Annotated in this window: 23 protein-coding genes and 2 tRNA genes; 9 read left to right on the forward strand and 16 right to left on the reverse strand. The window is 34.3% G+C overall.

The genetic code is table 11. From position 1 onward, the window contains the following. Positions 1–43: 43 nt before the first annotated feature. Complete coding sequence (locus tag HGK31_RS12470; RefSeq protein ID WP_191860395.1) at positions 44–1,996, reverse strand: endonuclease; 1,953 nt, start codon at positions 1,994–1,996, stop codon at positions 44–46. A 127-nt stretch (positions 1,997–2,123) separates the two neighbouring features. On the opposite strand from HGK31_RS12470, the gene HGK31_RS12475 reads away from it, so the two are divergent. Further along, positions 2,124–2,276, forward strand: a complete 153-nt coding sequence (locus tag HGK31_RS12475; RefSeq protein ID WP_104736184.1) for an SsrA-binding protein — start codon at positions 2,124–2,126, stop codon at positions 2,274–2,276. Positions 2,277–2,320: 44 nt separating this feature from the next. On the opposite strand, the gene HGK31_RS12480 is transcribed toward HGK31_RS12475, so the two are convergent. The 8 genes from HGK31_RS12480 to HGK31_RS12515 form a co-directional block, all read right to left on the reverse strand. Beyond that, positions 2,321–2,394, reverse strand: a tRNA-Arg gene (locus HGK31_RS12480). Positions 2,395–2,468: 74 nt separating this feature from the next. Further along, positions 2,469–2,744, reverse strand: a complete 276-nt coding sequence (locus HGK31_RS12485; RefSeq protein ID WP_104736182.1) for an ATP-dependent Clp protease adaptor ClpS — start codon at positions 2,742–2,744, stop codon at positions 2,469–2,471. 13 nt (positions 2,745–2,757) lie between these two features. Further along, a complete protein-coding gene (prmA, locus tag HGK31_RS12490; RefSeq protein WP_191860397.1) occupies positions 2,758–3,594 on the reverse strand; it encodes a 50S ribosomal protein L11 methyltransferase in 837 nt (278 codons plus the stop codon). Positions 3,595–3,606: 12 nt separating this feature from the next. After that, a complete protein-coding gene (tpiA, locus tag HGK31_RS12495) occupies positions 3,607–4,356 on the reverse strand; it encodes a triose-phosphate isomerase (protein WP_191860399.1) in 750 nt (249 codons plus the stop codon). Continuing rightward, complete coding sequence (locus tag HGK31_RS12500) at positions 4,353–4,844, reverse strand: TlpA family protein disulfide reductase (RefSeq protein ID WP_191860401.1); 492 nt, start codon at positions 4,842–4,844, stop codon at positions 4,353–4,355. Before HGK31_RS12500 ends, tpiA begins: the two co-directional genes overlap by 4 nt. A 16-nt stretch (positions 4,845–4,860) precedes the next feature. Then, a complete protein-coding gene (locus tag HGK31_RS12505; protein ID WP_191860403.1) occupies positions 4,861–5,937 on the reverse strand; it encodes an ABC transporter permease in 1,077 nt (358 codons plus the stop codon). 4 nt (positions 5,938–5,941) lie between these two features. Continuing rightward, entirely contained in the window at positions 5,942–7,036 is a 1,095-nt protein-coding gene (locus HGK31_RS12510; RefSeq protein ID WP_191860405.1) for a BT_3928 family protein, read from the reverse strand. A gap of 105 nt (positions 7,037–7,141) precedes the next feature. Continuing rightward, positions 7,142–7,681 (reverse strand): DUF1599 domain-containing protein, encoded by a 540-nt coding sequence (locus HGK31_RS12515; RefSeq protein ID WP_104736178.1) that lies wholly within the window; start codon positions 7,679–7,681, stop codon positions 7,142–7,144. A 106-nt stretch (positions 7,682–7,787) separates the two neighbouring features. Here HGK31_RS12515 and folP point away from each other — a divergent pair, with 106 nt between their 5' ends. The 4 genes from folP to HGK31_RS12535 are packed head-to-tail and all read left to right on the forward strand — an operon-like array spanning position 7,788 to position 10,886. Continuing rightward, entirely contained in the window at positions 7,788–8,612 is an 825-nt protein-coding gene (gene folP / locus HGK31_RS12520; protein ID WP_191860407.1) for a dihydropteroate synthase, read from the forward strand. A 1-nt stretch (position 8,613) separates the two neighbouring features. Continuing rightward, complete coding sequence (locus tag HGK31_RS12525; protein WP_191860409.1) at positions 8,614–9,258, forward strand: hypothetical protein; 645 nt, start codon at positions 8,614–8,616, stop codon at positions 9,256–9,258. A gap of 35 nt (positions 9,259–9,293) precedes the next feature. Next, the gene (locus HGK31_RS12530) at positions 9,294–10,079 is read left to right on the forward strand and encodes a diadenylate cyclase (RefSeq protein WP_104736175.1); all 786 of its coding nucleotides are present in this window, start codon (positions 9,294–9,296) and stop codon (positions 10,077–10,079) included. Further along, positions 10,080–10,886, forward strand: a complete 807-nt coding sequence (locus HGK31_RS12535; protein ID WP_104736174.1) for a DUF3667 domain-containing protein — start codon at positions 10,080–10,082, stop codon at positions 10,884–10,886. Here HGK31_RS12535 and HGK31_RS12540 read toward each other — a convergent pair. Together HGK31_RS12540 and truA are read right to left on the reverse strand one after the other, a co-directional pair. Next, positions 10,883–12,652 (reverse strand): ABC transporter ATP-binding protein, encoded by a 1,770-nt coding sequence (locus tag HGK31_RS12540; protein ID WP_191860411.1) that lies wholly within the window; start codon positions 12,650–12,652, stop codon positions 10,883–10,885. The genes HGK31_RS12535 and HGK31_RS12540 overlap by 4 nt on opposite strands. After that, on the reverse strand, positions 12,642–13,391 hold the full coding sequence (gene truA / locus HGK31_RS12545) for a tRNA pseudouridine(38-40) synthase TruA (RefSeq protein ID WP_191860413.1): 750 nt from the start codon (positions 13,389–13,391) through the stop codon (positions 12,642–12,644). Before truA ends, HGK31_RS12540 begins: the two co-directional genes overlap by 11 nt. A 102-nt stretch (positions 13,392–13,493) precedes the next feature. Between truA and HGK31_RS12550 the strand changes: the two genes are divergently transcribed. Beyond that, a complete protein-coding gene (locus HGK31_RS12550) occupies positions 13,494–13,985 on the forward strand; it encodes a metallophosphoesterase family protein (RefSeq protein WP_191860416.1) in 492 nt (163 codons plus the stop codon). A gap of 55 nt (positions 13,986–14,040) precedes the next feature. Here HGK31_RS12550 and HGK31_RS12555 read toward each other — a convergent pair whose 3' ends face one another. Beyond that, positions 14,041–14,451: a DUF4293 domain-containing protein gene (locus tag HGK31_RS12555; protein ID WP_104736170.1), complete on the reverse strand. Its 411-nt coding sequence runs from the start codon at positions 14,449–14,451 to the stop codon at positions 14,041–14,043. A gap of 200 nt (positions 14,452–14,651) precedes the next feature. On the opposite strand from HGK31_RS12555, the gene rho reads away from it, so the two are divergent. Continuing rightward, on the forward strand, positions 14,652–16,283 hold the full coding sequence (gene rho / locus HGK31_RS12560; RefSeq protein ID WP_191860418.1) for a transcription termination factor Rho: 1,632 nt from the start codon (positions 14,652–14,654) through the stop codon (positions 16,281–16,283). Between the two features lie 144 nt (positions 16,284–16,427). Here the strand turns inward: rho and rpsT are convergent, their stop codons facing one another. The 3 genes from rpsT to proS form a co-directional block, all read right to left on the reverse strand. Further along, positions 16,428–16,679 carry a 30S ribosomal protein S20 gene (gene rpsT / locus HGK31_RS12565; protein WP_104736168.1) on the reverse strand — a complete coding sequence of 84 codons (252 nt, stop codon included), beginning with the start codon at positions 16,677–16,679 and terminating at the stop codon, positions 16,428–16,430. Between the two features lie 25 nt (positions 16,680–16,704). Next, positions 16,705–16,776, reverse strand: a tRNA-Glu gene (locus HGK31_RS12570). Positions 16,777–16,925: 149 nt separating this feature from the next. Beyond that, the gene (proS, locus tag HGK31_RS12575) at positions 16,926–18,404 is read right to left on the reverse strand and encodes a proline--tRNA ligase (RefSeq protein WP_191860420.1); all 1,479 of its coding nucleotides are present in this window, start codon (positions 18,402–18,404) and stop codon (positions 16,926–16,928) included. 100 nt (positions 18,405–18,504) lie between these two features. Here proS and HGK31_RS14735 point away from each other — a divergent pair, with 100 nt between their 5' ends. Then, a complete protein-coding gene (locus HGK31_RS14735) occupies positions 18,505–19,539 on the forward strand; it encodes a hypothetical protein (protein ID WP_191860422.1) in 1,035 nt (344 codons plus the stop codon). 15 nt (positions 19,540–19,554) lie between these two features. Next, on the forward strand, positions 19,555–21,078 hold the full coding sequence (locus tag HGK31_RS12585) for an OmpP1/FadL family transporter (RefSeq protein ID WP_191860424.1): 1,524 nt from the start codon (positions 19,555–19,557) through the stop codon (positions 21,076–21,078). Positions 21,079–21,166: 88 nt separating this feature from the next. Here HGK31_RS12585 and HGK31_RS12590 read toward each other — a convergent pair. Then, positions 21,167–25,341 (reverse strand): T9SS type B sorting domain-containing protein (locus tag HGK31_RS12590; protein ID WP_191860426.1); only part of this gene is annotated, 4,175 nt, incomplete at its 5' end.

The following is a 25,341-nucleotide window of genomic DNA, read 5'->3' on the forward strand; positions in this document are numbered from 1 at the left end:
ATAAAAAACAAATCCCAAGTAATCTTGGGATTTGTTTTTTTTATTATTTTATTATTAGCTTTCTAACTATTGACCTATCCTCAAATTGAACTTTAAAAAGATATAAACCACTCTGCAGATTCAAATTAATATTTGAAGTATTTGGCTCAACTTTTTCAGATTGTAATATTTTACCATCCAATGATATGACCGATATTTCAGCTTGTTGTTCCAATCCTTTAATATAAATCCTATCAGTTGCTGGATTCGGATAAATTACTATCTCTCTCAACTGGCTTTCATCAACACTTAAAGGTTGATCCCAAGTTTCACCTATCATATTTCCCCAAATATACTCAACCAATTCAGGCTGATCAATAAAAGGGTTTCTATTAAATTGCCAGTTATAAACAACATTATTTCTATTCATTTCAAAATCGTCAGGCGGATCGTTTCTATGCCAATCTAATAACGTAGCTAAATCTCCAAACTGGCCAACTATACCATCAGGAAATCCGTTAACAATTTCTAAACCATTATAACGTACAGCCAAATAGAATACGCTTCTTGCTACATCACCTTTAAATCCACCGAGTGTTCCGGTTGGGCCATTATACTCACCATAAAACTGATTACCACGACTACTGTTTTCGGGCCCATCAACAGCTCGTAAGGCGTGTGCATCAGAATTTCCATGTCTCAATGAATCGGCTTTGGTTTCCCAATACACATCAATACCATCAGCAATTTCATCTTCTTCAATACTAAAATATCCAGCTCTTGAACGCGGAAACGTATGCTCTCTATTCCATTTTCCTGTGTTTACAGATGTTGTTTGAAAATCTAATTTAGCACGACCTTCTTCTAAATATACCAACCAAACTTGATTACTGTTTTCTGGATTTTGATCGGCTTCTTTTAAAATATCAATACAGTCATTATAGGTTTGAGCTCTTACAGTTGCTGGATCTGCTATGATATCTTGTAATGCTTGTTTTAAATTGTCATCAGCCAATCCATCCAAACTATCATAATAGCCATTTGGTTGTGTAGAGGACACCACACCATAGGTAGGATTTATAGGTGTCCCAAAATCGGCCATCGTAAAATCGTTATCAACAACACGTAACTTTAAAAAATTATTATTAGGAATATACGGCCACTGCAAATCTGTAAATCTCACAAGTGGTTCTTCGTCTCCTTCGTCTAAATCATCATCAATTAAAGCAAGTGGAATTGAAACTATAATATCTCCTTCAGGAATGGTTAAAGTTGTTGGCCCTGCATAATCTGAAGAATTAAATCCAGAATTATCTAATGAAAAACTAAATTCTAAATCTGCTGTAACATTTTCCTGTGCTGTAAATATCAAAGTAATTATTTCATCTTCATTGTATTGCGTTTGAGAAGTTGATATAGTAATAGCATTAAAAGCCTCTCCACTACCATCATTTAAAGCTCTTGGTGTTGGTGCAGCAACAGTGTAAGTACCGTCATTATTTCGCTGAATGGAATTGGTATTGTTTCCCGAGCCTTCATTAATTTGTTCAGATACACCCAATAACGCCATCAATTCTGTGTCATCAGCATCGGAAGTGTCATATACCAAGGCATCAATAAGGTTAGTTTGCGTTGCCAAAGTACCTTCTGGAAAATCAAAATCACTACCAAGATATACTGCTACAGCATCTGCCCCATTTTGAATCACATTCGCGCTAATTAATAGTTGTGGAAATGGCTCAACAGCATCACTTCCAATCAACAACAAACCATTAGGGTCCGTTTGATAACCATCTAAATCAATAGTCATGTAACTTGAATCTGCACCCGAATCAGAACCATTAAAAAACACCACTACATAGCCATCTAATGAAAGGTTTGGTGTATCTGATTTTAGTTCAACAAACTCTTTGTCATCTATTCCTGGTGTATCACAATCTAGTTCATTAATAACAATTTGAGCGATTGATTGCTGCACAATAAAAAGCATCATAGCAGCATAAAAAGTATGTTTCATTATAGGAGAATTTTAACAAATGTAATCATCTGCTTGCCAATAATTTGTTTTACAGTTTAATAAATCATTATTTTTAACATTCAGTCCAGAATTAAAATGCTTATATATTTGCATTACAATCCGTAATATGAAAAAACAATTCTTTAAATTTTTAGCAAAAGTAAACAAGGTCGTATTACCAAGTTATACTAAACAACGTTTGGATTTAAGCAAAGCCACTAAATTACAGATGGCTATTTTTGGGTGGAAATTATATGTTACCAAAAATGCTTTAGATTGATAAATAAAAAAAGACTTTCAAGATTTTGAAAGTCTTTTTTCTAGTGACCACGGCAGGATTCAAACCTGCAACCTCTTGAGCCGTAATCAAGTGCGCTATTCAGTTGCGCCACGTGGCCTTTTTTGTGGGTGCAAATATAGTGTAAAAATTGATAATTGAAAATATATTACAAGAAATATAAAGCGAATATTACTAAACAATCTCTGCACTCAAGCCTGCTTCTAATAACATGGAGCAGCGTGGCTTTAAATCTTTATAAATTCCCGTTTTCACGGTGCATTTTCCTTTGTAATGCACAATAATTGAGCACTGCTCGGCTTGTTCAGGTGTGTGGTCACAGGCATAGATTAATGTTTCAATAACATGATCAAAGGTATTAACATCATCATTATACAAAACAATTTCATTCTGTTTTAAAACGTCTTCCTTCAAAGAGACGTCTTCCAAAGTTTTTTCATGCGTACTCATGGCAATTTTTCAACTAATTTATGAATTTTAAGGCAACCCAATGGTTTTTTTCAATAGTTTCAACGTGAGATAAGCCTAATTTATTACATGTTTCTTCAATTATTGAAATATCATCTTTATAAAATCCGCTTAAAAACATAATAGCATTATCATTCAAACAATTAACATAGGCGCTTAAATCATTAAGCAAAATATTACGGTTGATGTTGGCAATAATCACATCATAGTGTTTGTCATTCAGCAAACTAGCATCTCCTTCATATACGTGAACAAGCTCACAGTTATTTCGCTCTACATTTTCCAAGCTATTTATATAGCACCAATTATCAATATCTATTGCATCAACGTTTGCAGCACCTTTCATTTCGGCCAAAATAGCCAAAACACCTGTGCCACAACCCATATCTAAAACAGACTTATTATTGAAATCTGTTTTCAAAATATGTTCAATCATCATATGGGTAGTTTCATGATGTCCTGTTCCAAAACTCATTTTTGGTTCAATGATAATATCATATTTTGTTTTAGTTTTTTCATGAAAAGGTGCACGAACAGTCACCAAATCATTAACTACTATTGGTTTGAAACTGCGCTCCCACTCAGCATTCCAATTAACTTGTTCAATCTCTTTAAACTCGTAAGAAATTTTAAACTCATTGGAATTCAATATTTGAATATTATCTAAAATAGACTCATGCCATTCACCTTTTTGAATGTATGCGGTAACACCCATTTCAGTTTCCACAAAACTTTCAAAACCGGTATAACCTAATTCGGCAATTAAAATCTCAACGCCAGGCTGTAATGGCGTAACTTTAAAATCGTAACCAATATATATGGTATTAGACATATCTTAAATCAACTAAAATGCATTAACTATCGCAAAAAAATCTTCGGCGTTTAATGACGCTCCACCAATGAGACCACCATCAACATCTGGTTTCGAAAAAATCTCTTTAGCGTTATTTGGTTTTACACTACCACCATATAATATGGATACTGAATTTGCTGTGTCCTGTCCATATTTGTTGGCCAATACTTTTCTAATAAAAGCATGCATATCTTGTGCTTGTTGAGGACTAGCTGTTTCACCCGTACCAATTGCCCAAACGGGTTCATACGCCAAAACAATATTCTCAAATGCTGAAGCATCTAAATGAAATAAGGCTTTTTCTATTTGTTCTTGTACAATCACTTCGTGATTTCCAGCCTTTCTATCGGCCAACTCTTCGCCAAAGCAAAAAATTACGGACATATCATGGTTTAATGCTGTATCAACTTTCTTTGCTAAAGCTTCATCTGTTTCATTATAATAAGCACGACGCTCACTATGTCCTAAAATAACTGTTTGAATGCCAATACTTTTTAACATTCCAGCGTTTATTTCGCCAGTATATGCACCATTTTCAGCATAGTGCATGTTTTGAGCAACTACTTCTATTGGATATTGTCTTGTAGCCTCAAAAGCGTGCCATAAGTTCGTAAATGCAGGTGCAATCATCACTTCGGCATCTGATGTTTTAGTTTGTTGCTTTAATTCTGATATTAAGGTTTCTGTTTGAATTAATCCATTATTCATTTTCCAGTTACCAGCTACTATCTTTTTTCTCATTGTAATGCTTTTTTAATATTATCATCAGTTAATTTTACCGATTTAAATAATTTTATTTTTCCCTCTTTGTCAATCACCATATATCTCGGAATCCAATCCAAATCTAAAAATTCACCAAAATCACCTTTCCATCCAGACTGCATGAAATAGTGTTCCCCAATTATCTGATGTTTTTTAATACCCTTTTTCCATCTTTTGATGTCCTTATCTAAAGATAAGAAAAGAAATACCACATCTTGATGTTCCTTTTGAATTGTTTTTAATTGAGGTAATCCTTCAATACAATCACGACACCAAGATGCCCAAACATCAACAAAAACCATTTGTCCTTCATAAGATGACAACATCTCTTTGAATGCGATACTTTCACCATTCAAATTAACAAAAGTGTCATTGAGAGCTTCTTCTGTAAAACCTGTAGGTGTTTCTTGAGCTTGACAACTTAATATCAAAAATGTGATAGCTATACAAGCTAATTTTTTTATCATAACCATAATTTATATTCTAATCCAATTTCACTTTTGGATCGAGCCATGTGTAAATAACATCAACAAAAATATTGATAATTATAAAAATGATAGCTATTACTAAAACTGAACCCATAATTACAGGTAAATCCATCATATTAAGCGCATTCACAATTTCCTTACCCAAGCCATTCCACCCAAAGATATATTCAACAAAAACGGCTCCTGCAAGCATGGAAGCAAACCAACCGGATATTGCCGTCACAACAGGATTCATAGCGTTTTTAACAGCATGGTTTTTAATAATTTGATATTCGTTCAATCCTTTTGCCCTTGCTGTGCGAATATAATCTTGACTCATGACTTCCAATAAGGAGTTGCGCATAAGTTGAATAACTACCGCCAAGGGTCTAATTCCTAAAACAATGGCAGGAAGTATTAAATTTTTCCATTTTATGTGCACAGATTCACCAAAGTCATCAAGTTCATACAGGCTTCCTGTCATTTCAAGATTGGTGTATTTATGTAATACAAAACCAAATAACCATGCAAACAAAATAGCACTAAAAAAGGACGGAACACTCATACCAACTGTACTAATAATTTGAATAAATTTATCCAACCACGTGTCTTTATAAATGGCTGAAATAACACCAAAAACTAATCCTAAAATGATTGCAATAACAATGGCTGAAACTGCCAAAACAAACGTATTAGGAAGCGTTTCGCCAATGACTTCAGAAACTTTTTTACCTTGTTTTGTAAATGACTCTCTTAAATACGGATACTTTATAGCTGTAGTGGTTTTACCAACAGTAAATAGTTTTGAAAAAGTATATTTATCATTCGTTAAATGCGTATAAGATTCAGGATTTGTGTTATGAAATGATAATGGTGATAAATCATTTAAATAATAAAAGTACTGCGTCAGTTTTGGCTTATCAAAGCCATACTTTTTACGCACAGCTTCAACCTGTTCAGCAGATTGATTTTGACCCAACATCATTTTAGCAGGATCACCAGGCAAGACATTAAATAACAGAAAAATAACTGTGATTACTCCAAGTAATGTGAGTAAAGCATAAAATAGTTTATTTAGAAAATAGCTTATCAAATATTTATAATTCTATATCATCTATATCATTCCAATGTACTTTTTGCTTGACTGTCCCTTTGTGTAATTTTACAATTCCTGGACTAGCCCTAACAACCGTTTTTAATGCTTTTTCATCACATAAGTAAAAATCAAAATTCAAATTGTAAGTAGATTTGAACTGCAATTTCTCGTCAGTTCCTGAAGCTGTCAAACCAATTACGGTATAACCTTCTTTCATAGCCTTTTCTGAAAATGTTTTTAATTTAGCAACACCATCAGGTTCTGCAGTTGCTAGATTATACATAATTATCATAATAAGTTTTTCTTCATTTAAAAACTTATCAGTTAAATCTTCAGTATCTGTTTCTATTGAAAAATCCTTTACAGGTGGATCATAACCTTCATCAATAACTTTTGTATCAACACCAACGTATTCGCCATCAACTGTAGGGTATGAACCATTAGTAGTTATGACCTTTTCTTCACCATCTACATTAAACTTCCAATAATATTCAATAACAGGTTTGGGTGCATCTTCAGGAATAATCATCCCTTCCTGAATGTTAGCACCAACCTTATAAGCCCTGAAATCTTTTGCAGGTAAATGCATTAAAACATGATAACCAAACCATAAACTGCCAATAAAACTCAAAAGCGCAACAACTGTTGCTCCAAGTGAGCTAAAGATTGGCTTAATATATTTTATACCAAAAAATATTATTAAAATAAGTGCGAGCAGAACAATATCTTTAGTAAAGCTCTCCCAAGGTGTGAGCTTAAGTGCATCTCCAAAACAGCCACAGTCTTTTACTTTATCAAAATATGCTGAATAAAACGTTAGAAATGTAAAAAAGACTATCATACCTAGTAAACTCCAAATAGTAAATTTAGGTTTATAACCAATAAGTAGAAAAACACCAAGAACAACTTCAAATACTACTACAAAAACAGATATGATGAGTGCATAAGGTTCTAAAAAAGGGATATTCAATACTTCAGCACTGAAATACTCTTGCAATTTATATGAAAACCCTAAAGGATCGTTCAGCTTTATAAGTCCTGAAATAATAAATAAAACACCTACTAAAATTCTACAGATTTGTACTATAAATTTCATAATATTCTGTCATTCCTGCGAAGGCAGGAATCTATTTTTAATTAACTTTTTTATTTGGGTTCCCACCTTCGCAGGAATAACTACTCTTATTTTTAATTTTTCAATCTATTCATTATTAAGATGAATCATTGCAAAAACAGCATAATTTATCATATCCTGATAATTAGCATCAATGCCTTCACTAACTAATGTCTTCCCTTTATTATCCTCGATTTGTTTTACACGTAATAATTTTTGTAAAATTAAATCGGTTAGAGAACTAACACGCATATCTCGCCATGCTTCGCCATAGTCATGATTTTTATCTAACATCAACTGTTTGGTAAGGGTAATTTTGTCATCATAAAGTTGCGTGGCTTCATCGGTAGATAAGTCCGGTTGTTCAACAACACCTTTTTCTAATTGAATAAGTGCCATGATACAATAATTAATAATACCAATAAACTCACTTACCTCATCTTCATCAACTTTTCTAACCTCGTTTTGCTGCAAACTTCTAATGCGTTGTGCTTTTATAAAAATTTGATCTGTAAGTGATGGTAAGCGTAAAATACGCCAAGCACTACCATAATCCGACATTTTTTTGATAAACAAACTTCTACAGGTTTCAATTACGGCATCGTATTGTTTTGAGGTATCTTGCATGAATTAATATGAATTTTGCGTAAATTTCGCATAAATAAATTTAAAGTTCAAAGTTTCAGGTTTAAAGTTTTCAATAGTTAAACCAACAACCACAAATACGGTATCAATGACCATAAATTGCAAAGGCAAACTTATTGACCTATCCATCCCAAAAGTTATGGGTATTTTAAATCTTACACCAGATTCCTTTTATGACGGTGGTAAATACAAAAACAGTAGCGAAATTCTATCTCAAGTTTATATGATGTTAAAAAACGGAGCTACATTCATTGATGTTGGTGCGTACAGCTCAAGACCAGGTGCTGTTGACATTTCAATTGATGAGGAACAAAACCGACTTTTACCAATCGTTGAATTAATAATTAGGGAATTCCCAGAGGCTTTACTGTCTATTGATACCTTTAGAAGTCAAGTAGCTAAGTTATGTATTGAAGCAGGCGCAGCAATAATAAACGATATAAGTGCTGGTAAATTAGATGGTAAGATGATGTCCTTAATTGCCAAACTTCACGTTCCTTACATCATGATGCACATGAAAGGAACACCACAAACTATGACATCAGAAACACAATATGATAATCTCATTGAAGATATTTTATTTTACTTTTCAGAACGTTTAGCCGAAGCCAGAAAACATGGTATAATTGATATAATTATTGATCCAGGGTTTGGATTTGCAAAAACCAGAGAGCAAAATTTCAACCTACTAAATCATTTGGAATTATTTTATAGCCTAGAGAGACCTTTGCTTGTTGGTTTATCACGAAAATCAATGATATACAAAACATTGAACTCAACACCCAACGAAGCTCTCAATGGCACCAGTGTTCTAAACACCATAGCACTTCAAAAAAATGCCCAAATTCTACGTGTACATGATGTAAAAGAAGCTGTAGAATGTGTTGAACTTTTAAATCACTTACAAAATTAATATGCGAATTTTACTTTTTTTTCTTTTGGTTGTTTTCATGTCTTGTAGTTCTGAAAAAACAATTGAGTTACCAGAAATAAAACAGGCTACAATTACTGAAGTCATTGATGTATCTGCTGCATATCTGTTTTATGATGAAACCAAGCCTGACAGTATAGAACTCAACCGTAAAAACTTAATCAGCACTACAAATTGGTTAGTGAATGTGGACAAACGTTTGACCTTAAACCAAGCTGTTCCTAAAATCAAATTTATACAAGAGAAAAAGCGTAATTCAAGTCATAAAAATGAGGCTGCAAAAAATTATTTCACTTGCCACGACTTAAGTCAAAACAATCTAGGTTTTATAGAATTTACAGATGTTCATTACTATCTGGATGAAAAACCAAATGCTGAAATAGAAATTATTATTGAAGCCCTAGATAAAATAACTATTAAAAAAAATAACGATGTTGATATATTTTTTAAGACTAATTTTAAAACTCTTGAAAAAGATTTGGCATCAATTTATCCACATGAAACTATATCTGTTACACTTTCCTTTAAAAAGTCAATGACGTTCCAGCAGTATATTACAATAAAATCTAAATTAGAAGAATTGGATAACTCCAAAATTCTTGTTGACACTAACGAATTTATTTATTAAGCTTATTTTGTTAAATTTACCAAAACACCTAGCCTTTGGAAATTTTTGATGACCTATTAAAATTCACCGTTGTAGACGTTATTGATGTCATTTTAGTGGCTCTCCTATTATATTATGTTTACAAACTTGTTAAAGGTACTGTAGCTATAAATATTTTTATTGGTATTGTTATAATCTATTTCATTTACCTCATTACTGAAACGCTTCAAATGAAAATGTTAAGCAAAATCCTAGGAGGTTTTATGAGCGTGGGATTAATTGCTCTGATTGTTGTTTTCCAGCAAGAAATTCGAAAATTTTTATTGATGGTAGGTTCTACAAATTTTAGTAAGCGTGGAAAATTCTTCAAACAGCTAAAATTTCTTAAAACTGAAGTTGAGACTGAAACTGATATTACCGCCATTGTAAATGCCTGCAATAAAATGGGTTCTTCTAGAACTGGCGCACTCATTGTATTTGAACACAATAACAACCTTGATTTTTTAACCACCACTGGTGATGAAATGAATATAAAGGTAACTCAACCCATAATTGAAAGTATCTTTTTTAAGAATAGCCCATTGCATGATGGCGCCATAATTATTGAAAATAATATTGTAAAAGCCACACGCGTCATACTACCAGTAAATAACGAAAAAACACTGCCTCAACGTTTTGGGTTAAGACACCGAGCAGCGGTTGGAATAACTGAAAAAACCGATGCATTGGCTTTAGTAGTTAGCGAAGAAACTGGACAGATATCTTACTTTAAAGATGGCGAGTTTATTATGTTTAAGGACACTGAAGATTTGATTAACATCATTAAAAAAGATTTAGCTTAAATGCTATGTAAAAATTGCCAAACCAAATTGGAGCCAACCGATGATTTCTGCAAATCATGTGGTGGTAAAATTATACGAAACCGATTGACATTAAAGAACTTGTTTCAGCATTTTAGTGAACAGTTTTTAAATTATGACAATAGATTTTTACAAACATTCGTCAGCCTATTCACAAAACCTGATGATGTCATTGACGGCTATATCAATGGTGTTAGAAAGAAGTATGTAAATGTTATTAGTTATTTCGCAATAGCACTAACCGTTTCTGGTTTACAATTATTGATACTTGATAAGTTTTTTCCCGAAACTATGGATCTTTCAGCAATGGCTACAAGTAATGCAGGTCCAGATAGCAATGAAATGATGAGTTTTATTCGGGAGTATCAATCACTACTTATGATGGTGAATGTACCTATGTATGCTCTGGTTTCTTATTTTGTTTTTTATACTTTAAAGAAATACAACTATACAGAGCATTTGGTTATTTTTATGTATGTACTATCCCAACTCACATTTGTTGGTACATTTATTTCAATTACATCAGCATTTTTTGGACTATCACTAGCACACTCATCTATGATTTTAAGTCCAATACAAGTTTTATATTCAATGTACTGTTTAAAAAGACTTTATAAGCTGAGTATAAAAGGCCTAATCTTAAGAACTCTATTGTTTTTCGGTATTATTGTAGTGGGCTTTATATTAATAATGGTTACAGTTGCCGTATTAGCAATTATGTTTAAAGATTCAGACTTCATGCAATCCATTATTGAAGCACAAAAAGCAGGTCAAGAAGTTAAAAATTAAGCAACTTCTTCTTTAACAAACTGTACTTCGTATAAATTCTTATAGTACCCGTTTTGTTTTTGAAGTAATTCTTCATGTGTACCTTCTTCTACAATCATTCCAGCATCCATAACCACAATCTTGTCGGCTTTTTTTACGGTTGCTAATCTATGTGCAATAATGATTGACGTTCTTCCTTTTGTAATCTTATCTGTAGCATTTTGAATAAGCTGTTCTGAATAAGAATCAACAGAAGATGTGGCTTCATCTAATACCAATATACTTGGGTTGGTCACATAAGCTCTCAAAAATGATATTAATTGACGTTGACCTGAAGAAAGCATAACACCACGTTCTTTTACATTGTAGTGATACCCATTAGGTAAACTCATAATAAAATTATGTATTCCAATATCTTTAGCTGCTTGAATAACTTCTTTTTCTGTTATGCTAGAATCATTAAGAGTAATATTATTTAAAATAGTATCTGCAAATAAAAAGACATCTTGAAGAACTACAGCAATTTGACTTCGAAGGGAAGCCAAAGTCATGTCTTTTATATTAGTATTATCAATTAAAATAGCCCCTTCATTGATATCATAAAAACGGTTCAACAAATTAATTATCGTAGATTTTCCAGCACCTGTTGCACCTACTATGGCTATAGTTTCTCCAGCTTTAACCTGTAAAGAAACCCCTTTAAGAACTTCTTCATCTAAAACATAACTAAAATGTACATTATTAAATATAATATTCCCTTTAAAATTTGTTGCAACCTTTTTTCCAGTATCATCAATTTGTGATGTAGTTTCAAGTACTTTAAATACTCTAGTGGCAGCAACCATACCCATTTGTAACGTGTTAAATTTATCGGCAATTTGGCGTAATGGTCTGAACAACATTGGAATCATCATGATGAAAGCCGTTAAATCTCCTAATGATGCTGTTTGACCTATAACCGTATTAAGTCCTCCATACCACGCAATAAGACCAATTGTTATTGAAGATGATAATTCAGCAATTGGAAAAAATATGGAGTTATACCAAACCGTTTTTAACCAACCTTGTTTATGTCTTTCATTTATTTCTTTAAACTTTTTGTATTCAGTTTGTTCTCTTGTAAACAATTGTAAAATCTTCATGCCAGTTACGCGCTCTTGAACAAAAGAATTAAGATTAGATACTTCAGTCCTAACTTCTTCAAAAGCTTTCTTCATATACTTTTGAAATAATCTCGTTGCATATAGAACCAAAGGCAGCATAAGAAATACAATAATACTCAACTCCCAATTCATATAAATCATAACGCCAGAAACCACCAACATGGTAAGCAAATCACGAAATATCATAAACAAGCCTTGGCCAAAGATATCAGCTATACGTTCCATATCGGTCACAGCTCGAGTAATTAAGACTCCAACGGATGAGTTGTTATAATATTTCATTTTAAAGCCTAACATGTGATTGAATAGCTTAATACGTATATCCTTAACTACAGTTTGCCCCAACCATCCAGCATAATAAATAAATAGTAGTTGACAGATGACTTCAGCCAAAAGCATACCACCCATTAACATTATATATGTCAAAAACCCTTCAAAAGTTTTGGTGGCTATGTTATTGTCAATAGCCAGTTGAAGAATATAAGGTCTTGCTGCACTCAAAATTGCCAATAAAATTACAGCGAATAATACAGCCACAAATACTAATTTGTATGGCTTTATGAACTGTAATAACTTATTAAACAGTTTGGTATCAAGAATTTTATTTTGTTGTTTATCTGTCATTAGTTATCGCTTCTGGATATTCAATTTTAGTAAGATACAAACCATGCGCAGGCACAGAATAACCTGCTTCACTTCTATTTTTTGAGGCTATTATAGCTTGTAAATCTTCAACAGTTATTTTTTCTAAACCTACGTTAATCAATGTGCCAACTATAGCACGAACCATATTTCGTAAAAACCGATCGGCTGTAATAGTAAAATGTAACTCATTACCAATTTGTTGCCAATTTGCATTTTGAATATCGCAATAATACGTTTTTACATCAGTATGGGTTTTTGAAAAGCATTGAAAATCTTTATGACCCAATAGCTCTTTTGCCGCTTGATTCATTAGATTAATATTTAAATGCTTTTTCAAATAATAAGCTGAATCAAAGTTAAAAGCATCTTTCTCCAGCGATAAACGATATAAATATGATCGGCTTGTAGCATTAAATCGTGCATGAGCGTCAGGCTTTACTTCAAAAATAGCATGAACAGCAATATCCTTTGGCAAAAACGCATTCAGCTTATACTTTAAATCTTCTCTTTCTATTTTTTCATCTAAATCAAAATGCGCAAACATTTGTTTAGCATGAACACCAGCATCGGTTCTACCTGCTCCAACAATCTTTATTTCTGTATTAAGCAATTTACTAATAATGTTTTCAATAACTTCCTGCACTGAAATTGCGTTAGGCTGGTTTTGCCAACCATGATAAGCTTTACCGTTATATGAAAGTTCTAAAAAATACCGCAAGAAAGTCTATTTTTGTAAACGACAAAGATAAAACTTTATCCTACTTTAAATTTCAATAAAACGTTAATAAAAATTAGGTTTCCAAATTCATTGAAAATAACTATGAAAAAAATCCTTTTAATGTCTGACACACATAGCTACATGGATGACACCATTCTAAAACATGTAAAACAAGCTGATGAAGTCTGGCATGCAGGTGATATAGGTGATTTAAAAGTAACCGATAGTATTAAGTCATTAAAACCTTTAAGAGCTGTTTATGGAAATATTGATGATGAAAAGGTACGATTGGAGTTTCCTTTAGACAACCGCTTTGTTTGTGAAGGCGTTGATGTCTGGATAACCCATATTGGTGGATATCCAAATAGATACAATGTACGCATTCGTGAAAGTATTAAAGAAAATCCACCGCAATTATTTATTTCAGGTCACTCCCATATTTTAAAAGTCATGCCTGACAAAAAACTAAACCTACTGCATATGAATCCGGGAGCTATTGGCAAACATGGCTTTCATAAGGCACGAACCATGCTGCGTTTCACCCTTGAAAATGGAAAAATTGAAAATTTAGAGGTTATTGAGTTTAAAAAATAAAAAAGCCCAAGATCTTCACCTTGGGCTTACGCACTAATATACTAAGATGATAGGTTTACCGTAATCGATCTACAGATTTTACGAGATCTTCATCCTTCTTAATGGCTTTATTGGCTAATGCCAAAAACACGATAGAAACGATAGGAAGAAAAATCCCAATACCTTTCTCAGAAACTACTGTTTCTCCAGATAAATTTAGAGATTGATACACAAATAATCCTAGTAAAATAAAGTTTAATATGATGTTAAGTCGTCCCAACATAAACTGCGACTTCCTATTTTTAAATCTTGATATTGACAAAATCGAAAAAAATGCTGAAACCAAAAATAAGGCAAATACATAATTAATATCATCAGCAAACACTTTTTCACCTTCTGGGTTGGTCCATAATTCAAACACATAAATTAATCCTGCTGAAACTGCAGCAGCCATTAATAAATATAGTGTTTGAATCCTTTGAAGCATTAATTTTTTGATTTATCGAGCACAAAAATAATAGTTTCTTTTTTAAAATAAGCCGAAAAAAATAAAAATAAAGTTGTATAATTGCAGTAATGATTTGCAAAGTTCACAGTTGCAAGTTGTTAATTCTTCAAAATAAGATCAATTTTTCTTCGGAATAATTCAACTTAAAATAATTAATCAAAACATTCAATTAAACATCAATGTTTGAAATAGCACAATTAAAAGACATGAAGCTTCCTGAATTACAGGAAATTGCTAAAAAACTGAACGTTTCAAAATACCGTTCTTTAAAAAAATTAGATTTAGTATATCAAATTCTAGATCATCAAGCAGCTAATCCTAAAGCTGTAAAAGAGGTTGTAGCTTCCGAAAAATCTTCTGATAATTCAAGTGACAATTCGAATAAAAAGCCTGTTCAAAAACGTCCTAGACAACGTGTTCAAAAGGAAAATCAGGATACTAATTCAAAACCTGAAAATAATCCTGAAGCAAAGGAAAAATCAAATCAAGATTCAAATAAACCACATTCAAAACAACATGTGGCTCCAAAAAAAGAATCTGTAAAAAACAATCCTAAAGACGACAGAAAAGACGATAGAAAGAAAGATAATAACCAAACACGCTCCAAAAGAGATAATAATAAAAACAAGAATAATTCACAAGGCAACAACGGAAATAAGGACACTCGAAATCGCTATCGTGAACCTGATTTTGAGTTTGATGCTATTATTCAAAGTGAAGGTGTATTAGACATCATGCAAGATGGCTATGGATTTTTAAGATCTTCAGACTACAATTACTTATCGTCTCCTGATGATATTTATGTATCGCAATCACAAATCCGTTTGTTTGGATTAAAAACAGGTGATACTGTATTAGGACAAGTAAGACCTCCTAAAGAAGGCGAGAAATATTTCCCTTTAATTAAAGTGAGTAAAATAAATGGTCAAAAACCAGAAGTTGTTAGAGACCGTGTTTCATTTGAACACTTAACTCCATTATTCCCAAAAGAAAAGTTTAACCTTGCCGAAAGACAAAGTACTATTTCAACTAGAATCATGGATTTGTTCTCACCTATAGGAAAAGGACAACGTGGTATGATTGTTTCACAACCTAAAACTGGTAAAACTATGCTACTAAAAGATGTAGCAAATGCTATTGCCGCAAATCATCCAGAAGTTTATCAAATGATTCTATTAATTGATGAACGTCCTGAAGAAGTAACCGATATGCAGCGAAATGTTCGTGGTGAAGTTATTGCTTCAACTTTTGATAAGGAGGCACATGAGCACGTTAAAATTGCTAATATTGTTTTAGAAAAAGCAAAACGACTTGTTGAATGTGGCCACGATGTCGTTATTCTACTAGATTCTATAACCCGTTTAGCGAGAGCTTATAATACAGTTCAACCAGCTTCAGGAAAAATATTATCTGGTGGTGTTGATGCTAATGCTTTACACAAACCTAAACGATTCTTTGGAGCAGCTCGTAACATTGAAAATGGAGGTTCGTTAACCATTATTGCTACTGCTTTAACAGAAACAGGCTCTAAAATGGATGAAGTGATTTTCGAGGAATTTAAAGGAACTGGTAATATGGAATTACAATTGGATCGTAAGATTTCTAATCGTAGAATATTCCCAGCTATTGATTTAACATCCTCAAGTACACGTCGTGATGATCTATTATTAGATGAAAACACGATTCAACGTATGTGGGTTATGCGTAAATATTTAGCAGATATGAATCCTGTTGAAGCCATGGAATTTATAAATGATCGCTTCAAACAAACTAGAAATAATGAAGAGTTTTTAATTTCTATGAATGGGTAAAAAATCCAATCATATTATTATAAAAATTAAGAGCCTTGACAAATGTCAAGGCTTTTTTTATGACTAAAAAATAGTAACAACATTATAAACAAAAAAGCCTCTCAATTGAGAAGCTTAATTATATAATGTTATTGGCTTTACTTATTAAAGTGCAGCTACATGCTTTGCTAAACCAGATTTAAGGTTAGCAGCTTTATTATCATGAATGATATTTTTCTTCGCTAATTTATCAATCATAGAAGATACAGAAACTAATAATTCTTCAGCTTCTTTCTTATTCGTAGTTTCACGCAATTTTTTAATTGCATTACGAGTAGTTTTGTGCTTATATCTGTTTCTTAAGCGCTTTGCTTCGTTACTTCTAATTCTCTTTAAAGCTGACTTATGATTTGCCATTTGTTTCTTTTCTTATTAAAAATTGTAGCCCGTAGGGGAATCGAACCCCTCTTACCAGGATGAAAACCTGGCGTCCTAGCCGATAGACGAACGGGCCATTTGGTTTTGAGTGCGCAAATATAAATTTAAAAATCTAAACTTGCAATACTTTTCAAATAACTCTCAATGTTTCCATTGCGGATGCAAAAATACAACTATTTTTAAATGTTGCAATAACTATATAATCTTTTTTTAAAAAAATTTAAATTAATACGCTTTTGCAAACAAAACTCGCTGTTTTGAAGGATTTCCTGAATAAACACAGGTTCCAGATTCTAGCTTATTATCCATTGGAATACAACGAATTGTAGCTTTAGTCAATTCTTTTATTTTAGTTTCCGTAGCTTCAGTACCATCCCAATGCGCTGAAATAAAACCACCTTTAGTTCCCAAAACTTCTTTAAAAGTATCAAAATCATCAACTTCAGTTATGTGCTCATCTCTAAAATTAAGTGCTTTTTTATAAAGCGTATTTTGAATTTCACTCATTAAGCCTATTACTTTAGAAGTCAACCCATCAATTGCTATGACTTCTTTAGTTAAAGTATCTCTCCTTGCCAGTTCTACAGTACCATTTTCAAGGTCTTTTGGGCCTATTGCTATTCTCAATGGTACACCTTGTAATTCATGTTGAGCAAATTTAGCACCAGGACGCAACGTGTCTCTATCATCATATTTAACGCTTATACCCTTTGATCGTAATTCTTCAACTATTACGTTTACCAAACTTGTAATGGCCTCAAGTTGCTCTTCGGACTTATAAATAGGTACAATAACAACTTGGTTTGGAGCTAAATTTGGAGGAAGCACTAAACCGTGGTCGTCACTATGAGTCATTATTAGTGCTCCCATTAATCTGGTTGAAACACCCCATGATGTTGCCCAAACGTATTCTTGCGTACCTTCCTTATTAGCAAATTTAACATCAAAAGCTTTAGCAAAATTCTGACCTAAAAAATGTGATGTACCAGCCTGAAGTGCTTTACCATCCTGCATTAAAGCTTCAATACAATAAGTTTCAACCGCTCCGGCAAATCGTTCACTTTCTGTTTTCAAACCCTTTATAACTGGAATAGCCATAAAATTCTCAACAAAAGTAGCATAAACATTATTCATAAGTTCAGCTTCTTTAATAGCTTCAGATTTAGTTTCATGTGCTGTATGTCCTTCTTGCCATAAAAATTCGGCTGTTCTCAAAAACAATCTCGTACGCATTTCCCATCTAACTACATTTGCCCATTGATTTACCAATATTGGCAAATCTCTATAAGATTGAATCCACCCCTTGTAAGTGTTCCATATAATAGCTTCACTAGTAGGTCTAACAATTAACTCCTCTTCTAGTTTAGCTTCTGGATCAACCCTCAATTTACCTGCTCTATCTGGATCATTTTGGAGTCTATAATGCGTAACAATAGCACATTCTTTCGCAAAACCTTCAGCATTCTTTTCTTCTGCTTCAAATAAACTTTTAGGAACAAAAAGTGGGAAATAGGCATTTTGATGACCAGTTTCCTTAAACATTCTATCTAATTCGGCTTGAATCTTTTCCCAAATTGCAAAGCCGTATGGCTTGATAACCATACATCCTCTAACTGCAGAATTTTCCGCTAAATCAGCTTTAACGACCAATTCGTTGTACCATTTTGAGTAATCATCCGCTCTACTTGTAAGTTTTTTGCTCATATACAGGGTTTTGGCATAAATATTGTGACTATGTTAAATATAAAAATAGTTCAGCAAAACTAACTATTTTTGGTATGTTCAACAATAAAATTCGCTGGTTATGTATTATAAAAACTACTTTTCTCAAAAAATGCCATTAATGTTATTAGGGATTCTCCTTATATTGACATCTTGTGGTACCTATCAAAACGTTCCCGATAATGACGGCATCTACGGAACTACTGACACCTCTGTTGAACAAACTCAAGATTATGCAGTTGCATCCAATTCAAATTCAAGTAGCTCATACTATAAAAATTATTTTAGTGAAAAATCTGATGATTATGATTACATAACTGAAGAGGAGGTTTTTACTGATGTTGATGAATATGGAAACGAATACGTTACAGAAAACGACTCAACTCAAGTGGATTATAATCAATATGCTGGTTGGGGTCAAGAAAATAGCAATGTAACGGTTAATGTCTACGATACTGGCTGGGGTTGGAACGCTGGTTGGGGCTGGGGATATCCTGGCTATGGCTGGGGCTGGAATGCTGGTTGGGGTTGGAGTATTGGCTGGGGCTGGGGATATCCTGGCTATGGCTGGGGCTGGAATGCTGGTTGGGGTTGGGGATACCCTGGATACGGTTGGGCCTATTGCCCACCCTATTATGGTGGTGGTTACTACAATCCTTACTATAGAAATAACATATCATATACCAATGGCAGACGCGGAAGTGCTTATTTAGGAAGAGCTGGTAGATATGCAAATAATAACAACTCTTATTATGGACGATATAATGTGGGAAGACGCAGTAATACAACTAGCTATAACTCTGGAAGACCACGAGGTGATTACAATTCAACTGGTAAACCAAGGGTTCGTTCCACTACAAGACCTAATGCAGATGCTACAGGCAATTCAGTAGGTAAACCAAGAACTCGAACCACAACAAAATCGACTAGAACAAGAACACGTTCTAACAACAGTACACCAAGGGTAAGAACTACAAGACCAACAACAAGAAATAATAATTCCTCTCCATCTAGAAGTTATTCCTCACCTTCAAGAAGCTATTCTTCCCCTTCTAGAGGAAGTTCAGGCGGAGGAGGCAGAAGCTCTGGTGGCCGAGGCGGAAGAGGAGGTTTTTAATTAAAAAAAATGTTTATGAAAAAAGAATATTTGCTAGCTATATGCTTGTTATCTATGGCTGTAGCTAATGCTCAAGACATTACTGATGCCTTAAGGTATTCAAGTGACGAGATTCAAGGTACAGCAAGATTTAGAGGCTTAAGTGGTGCCTTTGGAGCTTTAGGAGGTGATATGAGTGCCGTTAATATTAATCCTGCAGGGTCAGCAGTTTTTAACACCAGTCATATTTCCTTGTCACTTTCAAACATGCAAACCAAGAATGAAACACAATTCTATAACGGTCTAAACAGTTCAAAAAACTCAAACATTGACTTAAATCAAACTGGAGCTGCTTTTATTTTCAACAATCGAAACACTAATTCCTCTTGGAAAAAATTTGCAATTAGTGTCGCCTATGACAAAATCCAAGATTATGACAATAATTGGTATGCTATTGGCACCAACCCAAATAATTCAATTGATCAATATTTTTTGCGTTATGCTAACGGTTTGAGACTAGATGAAATTTCAGCTTTACCTGGCGAAACTTATTCGGAAGCTTATTCAGAAATAGGTAGCTTATATGGTTATGGAAATCAACAAGGTTTTTTAGGATATGAATCTTTTATTTTAGAACCCGTAGATAATACTGATGACAACACACAATATACATCAAACATTGGTAGTGGTGATTATTACCAAGAATATAGTTATGCATCAACGGGTTACAATGGCAAGTTCACTGTAAACGCTGCAACACAATTTGGAGACCATGTGTATATGGGGCTAAATTTAAATTCTCATTTTATCAACTTTGAAAAATCCACTTTTCTTTTTGAAAGAAATAACAATCAAGGATCAACAGTAAGTCAAGTTCAATTTGAAAACAATTTATTTACAACTGGTTCAGGTTTTTCCTTTCAACTCGGGACTATTGTAAAAATAACCGAGCAATTGCGAGCAGGATTTGCTTTCAATTCACCAACTTGGTTTAATATCAATGAAGAGACCTCTCAATATTTAAGAACCATTGTTGATGATAATGGCGATAACGCTTCAATAACTATTAACCCGAGAGTGATAAACATCTATCCAACTTATAGATTACAAACTCCTGGAAGAATATCTGGTAGTCTGGCTTATGTTATTGGAAAATACGGTCTTATCAGTTTTGACTATTCGTTGAAAGATTATAGCAACACAAAATTCAAACCAACTTCTGACTTATATTTCAGAGAACAGAATGATATTATAAATAACAACCTAACAAGTGCTTCTACATTTAGAATAGGTGGTGAAGCAAAAATAAATCAGTTTAGTATAAGAGGTGGCTATCGTTTTGAAGAAAGCCCTTATAAGGATGGAACTACAGTAGGCGATTTAACAGGTTACTCAATTGGTCTTGGATATAATTTTGGTAATGTAATAAAACTAGACGTTACTTTTGACCAAGCCAATCAATCAAATAACACCCAGCTATACAATGTTGGTTTAACTGATGCCGCTAATATTGATGCTAGAAATTCAAATTTAACTTTTACATTAAGCTTTAATATGTAAATTGTATTAAAAGATATTTTAAGAAAAAAACCAGAACAATCATGTTCTGGTTTTTTTGGTTTCATTTATAAACTGAATGCTCTAAAAGTTATCTTTTTAATGTGAAATGTGCTTGAAATTGTTTCATAGCGTCATCTGACGGCTCTCTATAATCAACCGTAAACCAATAATCACTTGATGGTAAAGGGTATCCATTAAGGGTTCCATCCCAACCCGGACTTGATGGACTCAATTGCTTTAACAACTTACCATATCTGTCAAAGATGTAAATTTTAGCATCCATTTGTCCACTAATACCTGAAATTTGCCATGTATCATTGTCACCATCGTTATTAGGTGTAAAAAATAGTGGATAATCCATTACTAGGACAATATCACTAGCAATACCGCAACCATAAATATCTCTTACTTGTATAAAATGTTCACCAGGAGTAACATTTGTAAAGGTATAAGTATTCGTATTAGGATCATTGCTTACCCATGGACCATTATCAATACTAAATTCGTATTGAGCAGCACCATTTCCAGTAGCGGTTACCTGAATGACATTATTGTCAGCAAATGCTTCCGTAGTCACAACTGCATCAACAATTGGAGGAGAACTTTCCTCTACAGTAACAGGAATTACATTAAAACACATGGTATCAATATCCGTAATAGTCACCGTATGGATTCCTGCTTGAGTAGCCGTGTAACTAGAGTCAATACTAACCACTGTACCATTTGGGTCTTGCCATTCAAAAGTATAATCACTAGTGCTCAAACCAGTATCAATGGTTGGTGAGCCAACAACCTCAGTGCCATTAGTATTTACACATATTGTATAAAGCTCATCTGGCGTAAACATTGGAACAGGATTAACAATTAAATCAAAAGTTACAATAGTATAACAACCTGTACCATCATCATTAGGGTCTGAAGGATCACCTGTATTAGTTACACGAACATAAATTGTTTGAGGCGTTGTTGAATTGGTATAGGCTGTTGTATTTGAAATCGCGTTTTCACCAGACTCTGCATCGGCCATAGATTCATGGTAAGTAACAGTTTCATCAAAATCATTCAGCATCAACCCTTCATTTTGAGTTAAATCAAATTCTTCTTGCAAATCACCTGGATTATTATCATCACAAGTAATCATATTTGGTAAAACATCATTAGGTGTTGGCAGTGTATTAACTACTAATGTCAAAGTGGTCATCGAAGAACAATTACCTCCACTGGTAGTTTCGGTAAGAGTAACAAAAATTGTTTGCGGATTATGTGGTAATCCTCCTATTGATGTATTTTGATAAGACGTATAATTTGAAATTGGGTTATTTGGAATATCTGCCATGGTTTCGAAATAATCAACATTTAAAGTTACATCGCCTCCAGTGTAATTATCATTTTGAACTGTTAAATCAAAAATAGCAAATCCATCATTATTATTTGAATCATCACAAATCTCATAGATACTATCTTGAGCCTCAGATGGAATAACCGGCAAAGGATTTACAATCAAATCAAATTGACCAACTTTAATACAGCCATTAAGTCCCTCTAACCTCACAAAAATAGTGGTATCGCCAGAAATATAATTTGATAATTGTGGTTCAATTATAGGGTTCACACCTGGAGTAGCTTCTGCATCAGCTTGCGTTTCATGGTAAGTCAATATAAAATCTGATGGATTCTGTGTTCCATAAATTTCAGCATCCATGGTATTTAAATTAAAAGAAGCCATACCATCAAAATCATCATCGCAAATAACATAAGGATCAATTGACGTTGGCATTTCAGGCGTCGGCTCAACTATGAGCTGTAATTCTACAATTGTAGGACAGTCATCATTCGTACCATAATCAACACGAACATAAATTATTTGACCAGCGACATTCGACAAGTTGTCTCCTTGTGGATTAACATCATCTTGAGCATTCTGAAGTGTTAGATGGAACGACACATCTAACGTCGCATCACTTGCTAGAATTTCATCTCTAGTGGTGGATAAATCAAAATCACCCAAATTATCATTATCAGGGTCGCAATACGTAAGTGGTGTTAATGGATTCACCGTTGGTCCATTGGTTACGTTTAGGACTAATGTGGTAGTACCATAGCAACCTGTATTAACATCTTCAACTCTAACAACTAAAGTTTCACCATCTGTTCCTATGTAAGCCGTATCTGAAGGTGATACTTCAGGAGATCCATTTTGAGCATCAATCAAGTTATTGTGGTAAGTAACTACATAATCTGAATTACTTGACGTTATTTCATCATTTTTAACAGTTAAATCCATTTCTGTCATGCCATCTGATACATCATCATCGCAAACTACTAATGGCGAAGGATCAACAATTGAAGGCGTTGGTAAAACGGTTACATCTTGTGTAGAACTGCCACTACATGTTCCAGTGATTGCATACTCTACAGTGTAAGTTGTTCCTGCTACACCACCTGTTACTGTTCCAGATGTTGGGTCTATGGAAGCTCCATCTGTTGGAACTGGGTTAAAAGTAAATGTTCCACCTGCATCACCTGTTATAGTCGCAGTACCTCCATCACAAGTCGCTGTCATCGTAAAACTCGCATCAGCCGTTGTGAGTACGGTAATTGATTGAGTACTTGAATTTGAACAAGTTCCATTAGTTGTATACTCTATTGTATATGTTGCCCCTGGAGTTCCGCCTGTTACTGTTCCAGATGTTGAATCTATCGAGGCACTATCTGTTGGAACGGGATTAAAAGTAAATGTTCCACCTGCATCACCTGTTATAGTCGCAGTACCTCCATCACAAGTAGCTGTCATCATAAAACTCGCATCATCCTCTGGTAATACCGTTACTGGTTGCGTGCTTGAATCTGGACATGTGCCTGCTGTATCATATTGTACCGTATAGGTTGCTCCTGCTGTTCCACCTGTTATAGTTCCTGATGTTGGATCTATGGAAGCTCCATCTCCTGGAACTGGATTAAAAGTAAATGTTCCGCCTGCATCACCTGTTATGGTTGCTGTACCGCCATCACAAGTCGCTGTCATCGTAAAACTCGCATCATCCTCTGGTAATACCGTTACTGGTTGTGTAGTTAAATCACCACAGGTACCGCTTATTTCATATTGAATCGTGTAAGTTGTTCCTTGAGTACCACCTATTACTGTTCCAGATGTTGGATCTATCGAGGCACTATCTGTTGGAACTGGATTAAAAGTAAATGTTCCGCCTGCATCACCTGTTATAGTCGCAGTACCTCCATCACAAGTCGCTGTCATCGTAAAACTCGCATCGGCTGCTGTCAGGACTGTAACTGGTTGTGTACTTGAATCTGGACATGTACCTGCTGTATCATATTGTACCGTATAGGTTGCTCCTGTTGTTCCACCTGTTATAGTTCCAGTTGTTGGATCTATGGAAGCACCATCTGTTGGAACTGGGTTAAAAGTAAATGTTCCGCCTGCATCACCTGTTATAGTCGCAGTACCTCCATCACAAGTCGCTGTCATCGTAAAACTCGCATCGTCTTCGGGTAATACCGTTACTGGTTGTGTACTTGAATCTGGACATGTACCTGCTGTATCATATTGTACCGTATAGGTTGCTCCTGCTGTTCCACCTGTTATAGTTCCAGTCGTTGGATCTATCGAGGCACCATCTGTTGGAACTGGGTTAAAAGTAAATGTTCCGCCTGCATCACCTGTTATGGTTGCTGTACCGCCATCACAAGTCGCTGTCATCGTAAAACTCGCATCATCCTCTGGTAATACCGTTACTGGTTGTGTAGTTAAATCACCACAGGTACCGCTTATTTCATACTGAATCGTGTAAGTTGTTCCTGGAGTTCCGCCTGTTACTGTTCCAGATGTTGGATTTATCGAAGCACCATCTGTTGGAACTGGATTAAAAGTAAATGTTCCACCTGCATCACCTGTTATGGTTGCTGTGCCGCCATCACAAGTCGCTGTCATTGTAAAACTCGCATCGGCTGCTGTCAGTACTGTAACTGGTTGTGTTTCACTTGCTGGGCATGCTCCACCTATAGAATATTCAACCGTATAAGTTGTTCCTGGAGTTCCGCCAGTTACTGTTCCTGACGTTGGATCTATCGAAGCTCCATCTCCTGGAGCAGGATTAAAGGCAAATGTACCGCCTGCATCACCTGTTATGGTTGCTGTTCCGCCATCACAAGTCGCTGTCATTGTGAAGCTCGGATCTGCTGCCGTTAAAACTGTAACTGTTTGATCTATATCATCGCCACAAGCACCTGCTATTTCGTAATTGA

The organism is Hanstruepera ponticola (assembly GCF_012931685.1).
GTDB classification, from domain to species: domain Bacteria; phylum Bacteroidota; class Bacteroidia; order Flavobacteriales; family Flavobacteriaceae; genus Hanstruepera; species Hanstruepera ponticola.

Coding starts and splice junctions, on each gene's coding strand:
- rpsT (WP_104736168.1), bottom strand. CDS start 16,679: ATGGCAAATCATAAGTCAGCTTTAAAGAGAATTAGAAGTAACGAAGCA.
- HGK31_RS12525 (WP_191860409.1), top strand. CDS start 8,614: ATGCGAATTTTACTTTTTTTTCTTTTGGTTGTTTTCATGTCTTGTAGT.
- tpiA (WP_191860399.1), bottom strand. CDS start 4,356: ATGAGAAAAAAGATAGTAGCTGGTAACTGGAAAATGAATAATGGATTA.
- HGK31_RS12515 (WP_104736178.1), bottom strand. CDS start 7,681: ATGCAAGATACCTCAAAACAATACGATGCCGTAATTGAAACCTGTAGA.
- HGK31_RS12550 (WP_191860416.1), top strand. CDS start 13,494: ATGAAAAAAATCCTTTTAATGTCTGACACACATAGCTACATGGATGAC.
- proS (WP_191860420.1), bottom strand. CDS start 18,404: ATGAGCAAAAAACTTACAAGTAGAGCGGATGATTACTCAAAATGGTAC.
- HGK31_RS12475 (WP_104736184.1), top strand. CDS start 2,124: ATGAAAAAACAATTCTTTAAATTTTTAGCAAAAGTAAACAAGGTCGTA.
- HGK31_RS12540 (WP_191860411.1), bottom strand. CDS start 12,652: ATGACAGATAAACAACAAAATAAAATTCTTGATACCAAACTGTTTAAT.
- HGK31_RS12470 (WP_191860395.1), bottom strand. CDS start 1,996: ATGAAACATACTTTTTATGCTGCTATGATGCTTTTTATTGTGCAGCAA.
- rho (WP_191860418.1), top strand. CDS start 14,652: ATGTTTGAAATAGCACAATTAAAAGACATGAAGCTTCCTGAATTACAG.
- HGK31_RS14735 (WP_191860422.1), top strand. CDS start 18,505: ATGTATTATAAAAACTACTTTTCTCAAAAAATGCCATTAATGTTATTA.
- prmA (WP_191860397.1), bottom strand. CDS start 3,594: ATGTCTAATACCATATATATTGGTTACGATTTTAAAGTTACGCCATTA.
- HGK31_RS12485 (WP_104736182.1), bottom strand. CDS start 2,744: ATGAGTACGCATGAAAAAACTTTGGAAGACGTCTCTTTGAAGGAAGAC.
- HGK31_RS12500 (WP_191860401.1), bottom strand. CDS start 4,844: ATGATAAAAAAATTAGCTTGTATAGCTATCACATTTTTGATATTAAGT.
- HGK31_RS12555 (WP_104736170.1), bottom strand. CDS start 14,451: ATGCTTCAAAGGATTCAAACACTATATTTATTAATGGCTGCTGCAGTT.
- folP (WP_191860407.1), top strand. CDS start 7,788: ATGACCATAAATTGCAAAGGCAAACTTATTGACCTATCCATCCCAAAA.
- HGK31_RS12510 (WP_191860405.1), bottom strand. CDS start 7,036: ATGAAATTTATAGTACAAATCTGTAGAATTTTAGTAGGTGTTTTATTT.
- HGK31_RS12585 (WP_191860424.1), top strand. CDS start 19,555: ATGAAAAAAGAATATTTGCTAGCTATATGCTTGTTATCTATGGCTGTA.
- HGK31_RS12535 (WP_104736174.1), top strand. CDS start 10,080: ATGCTATGTAAAAATTGCCAAACCAAATTGGAGCCAACCGATGATTTC.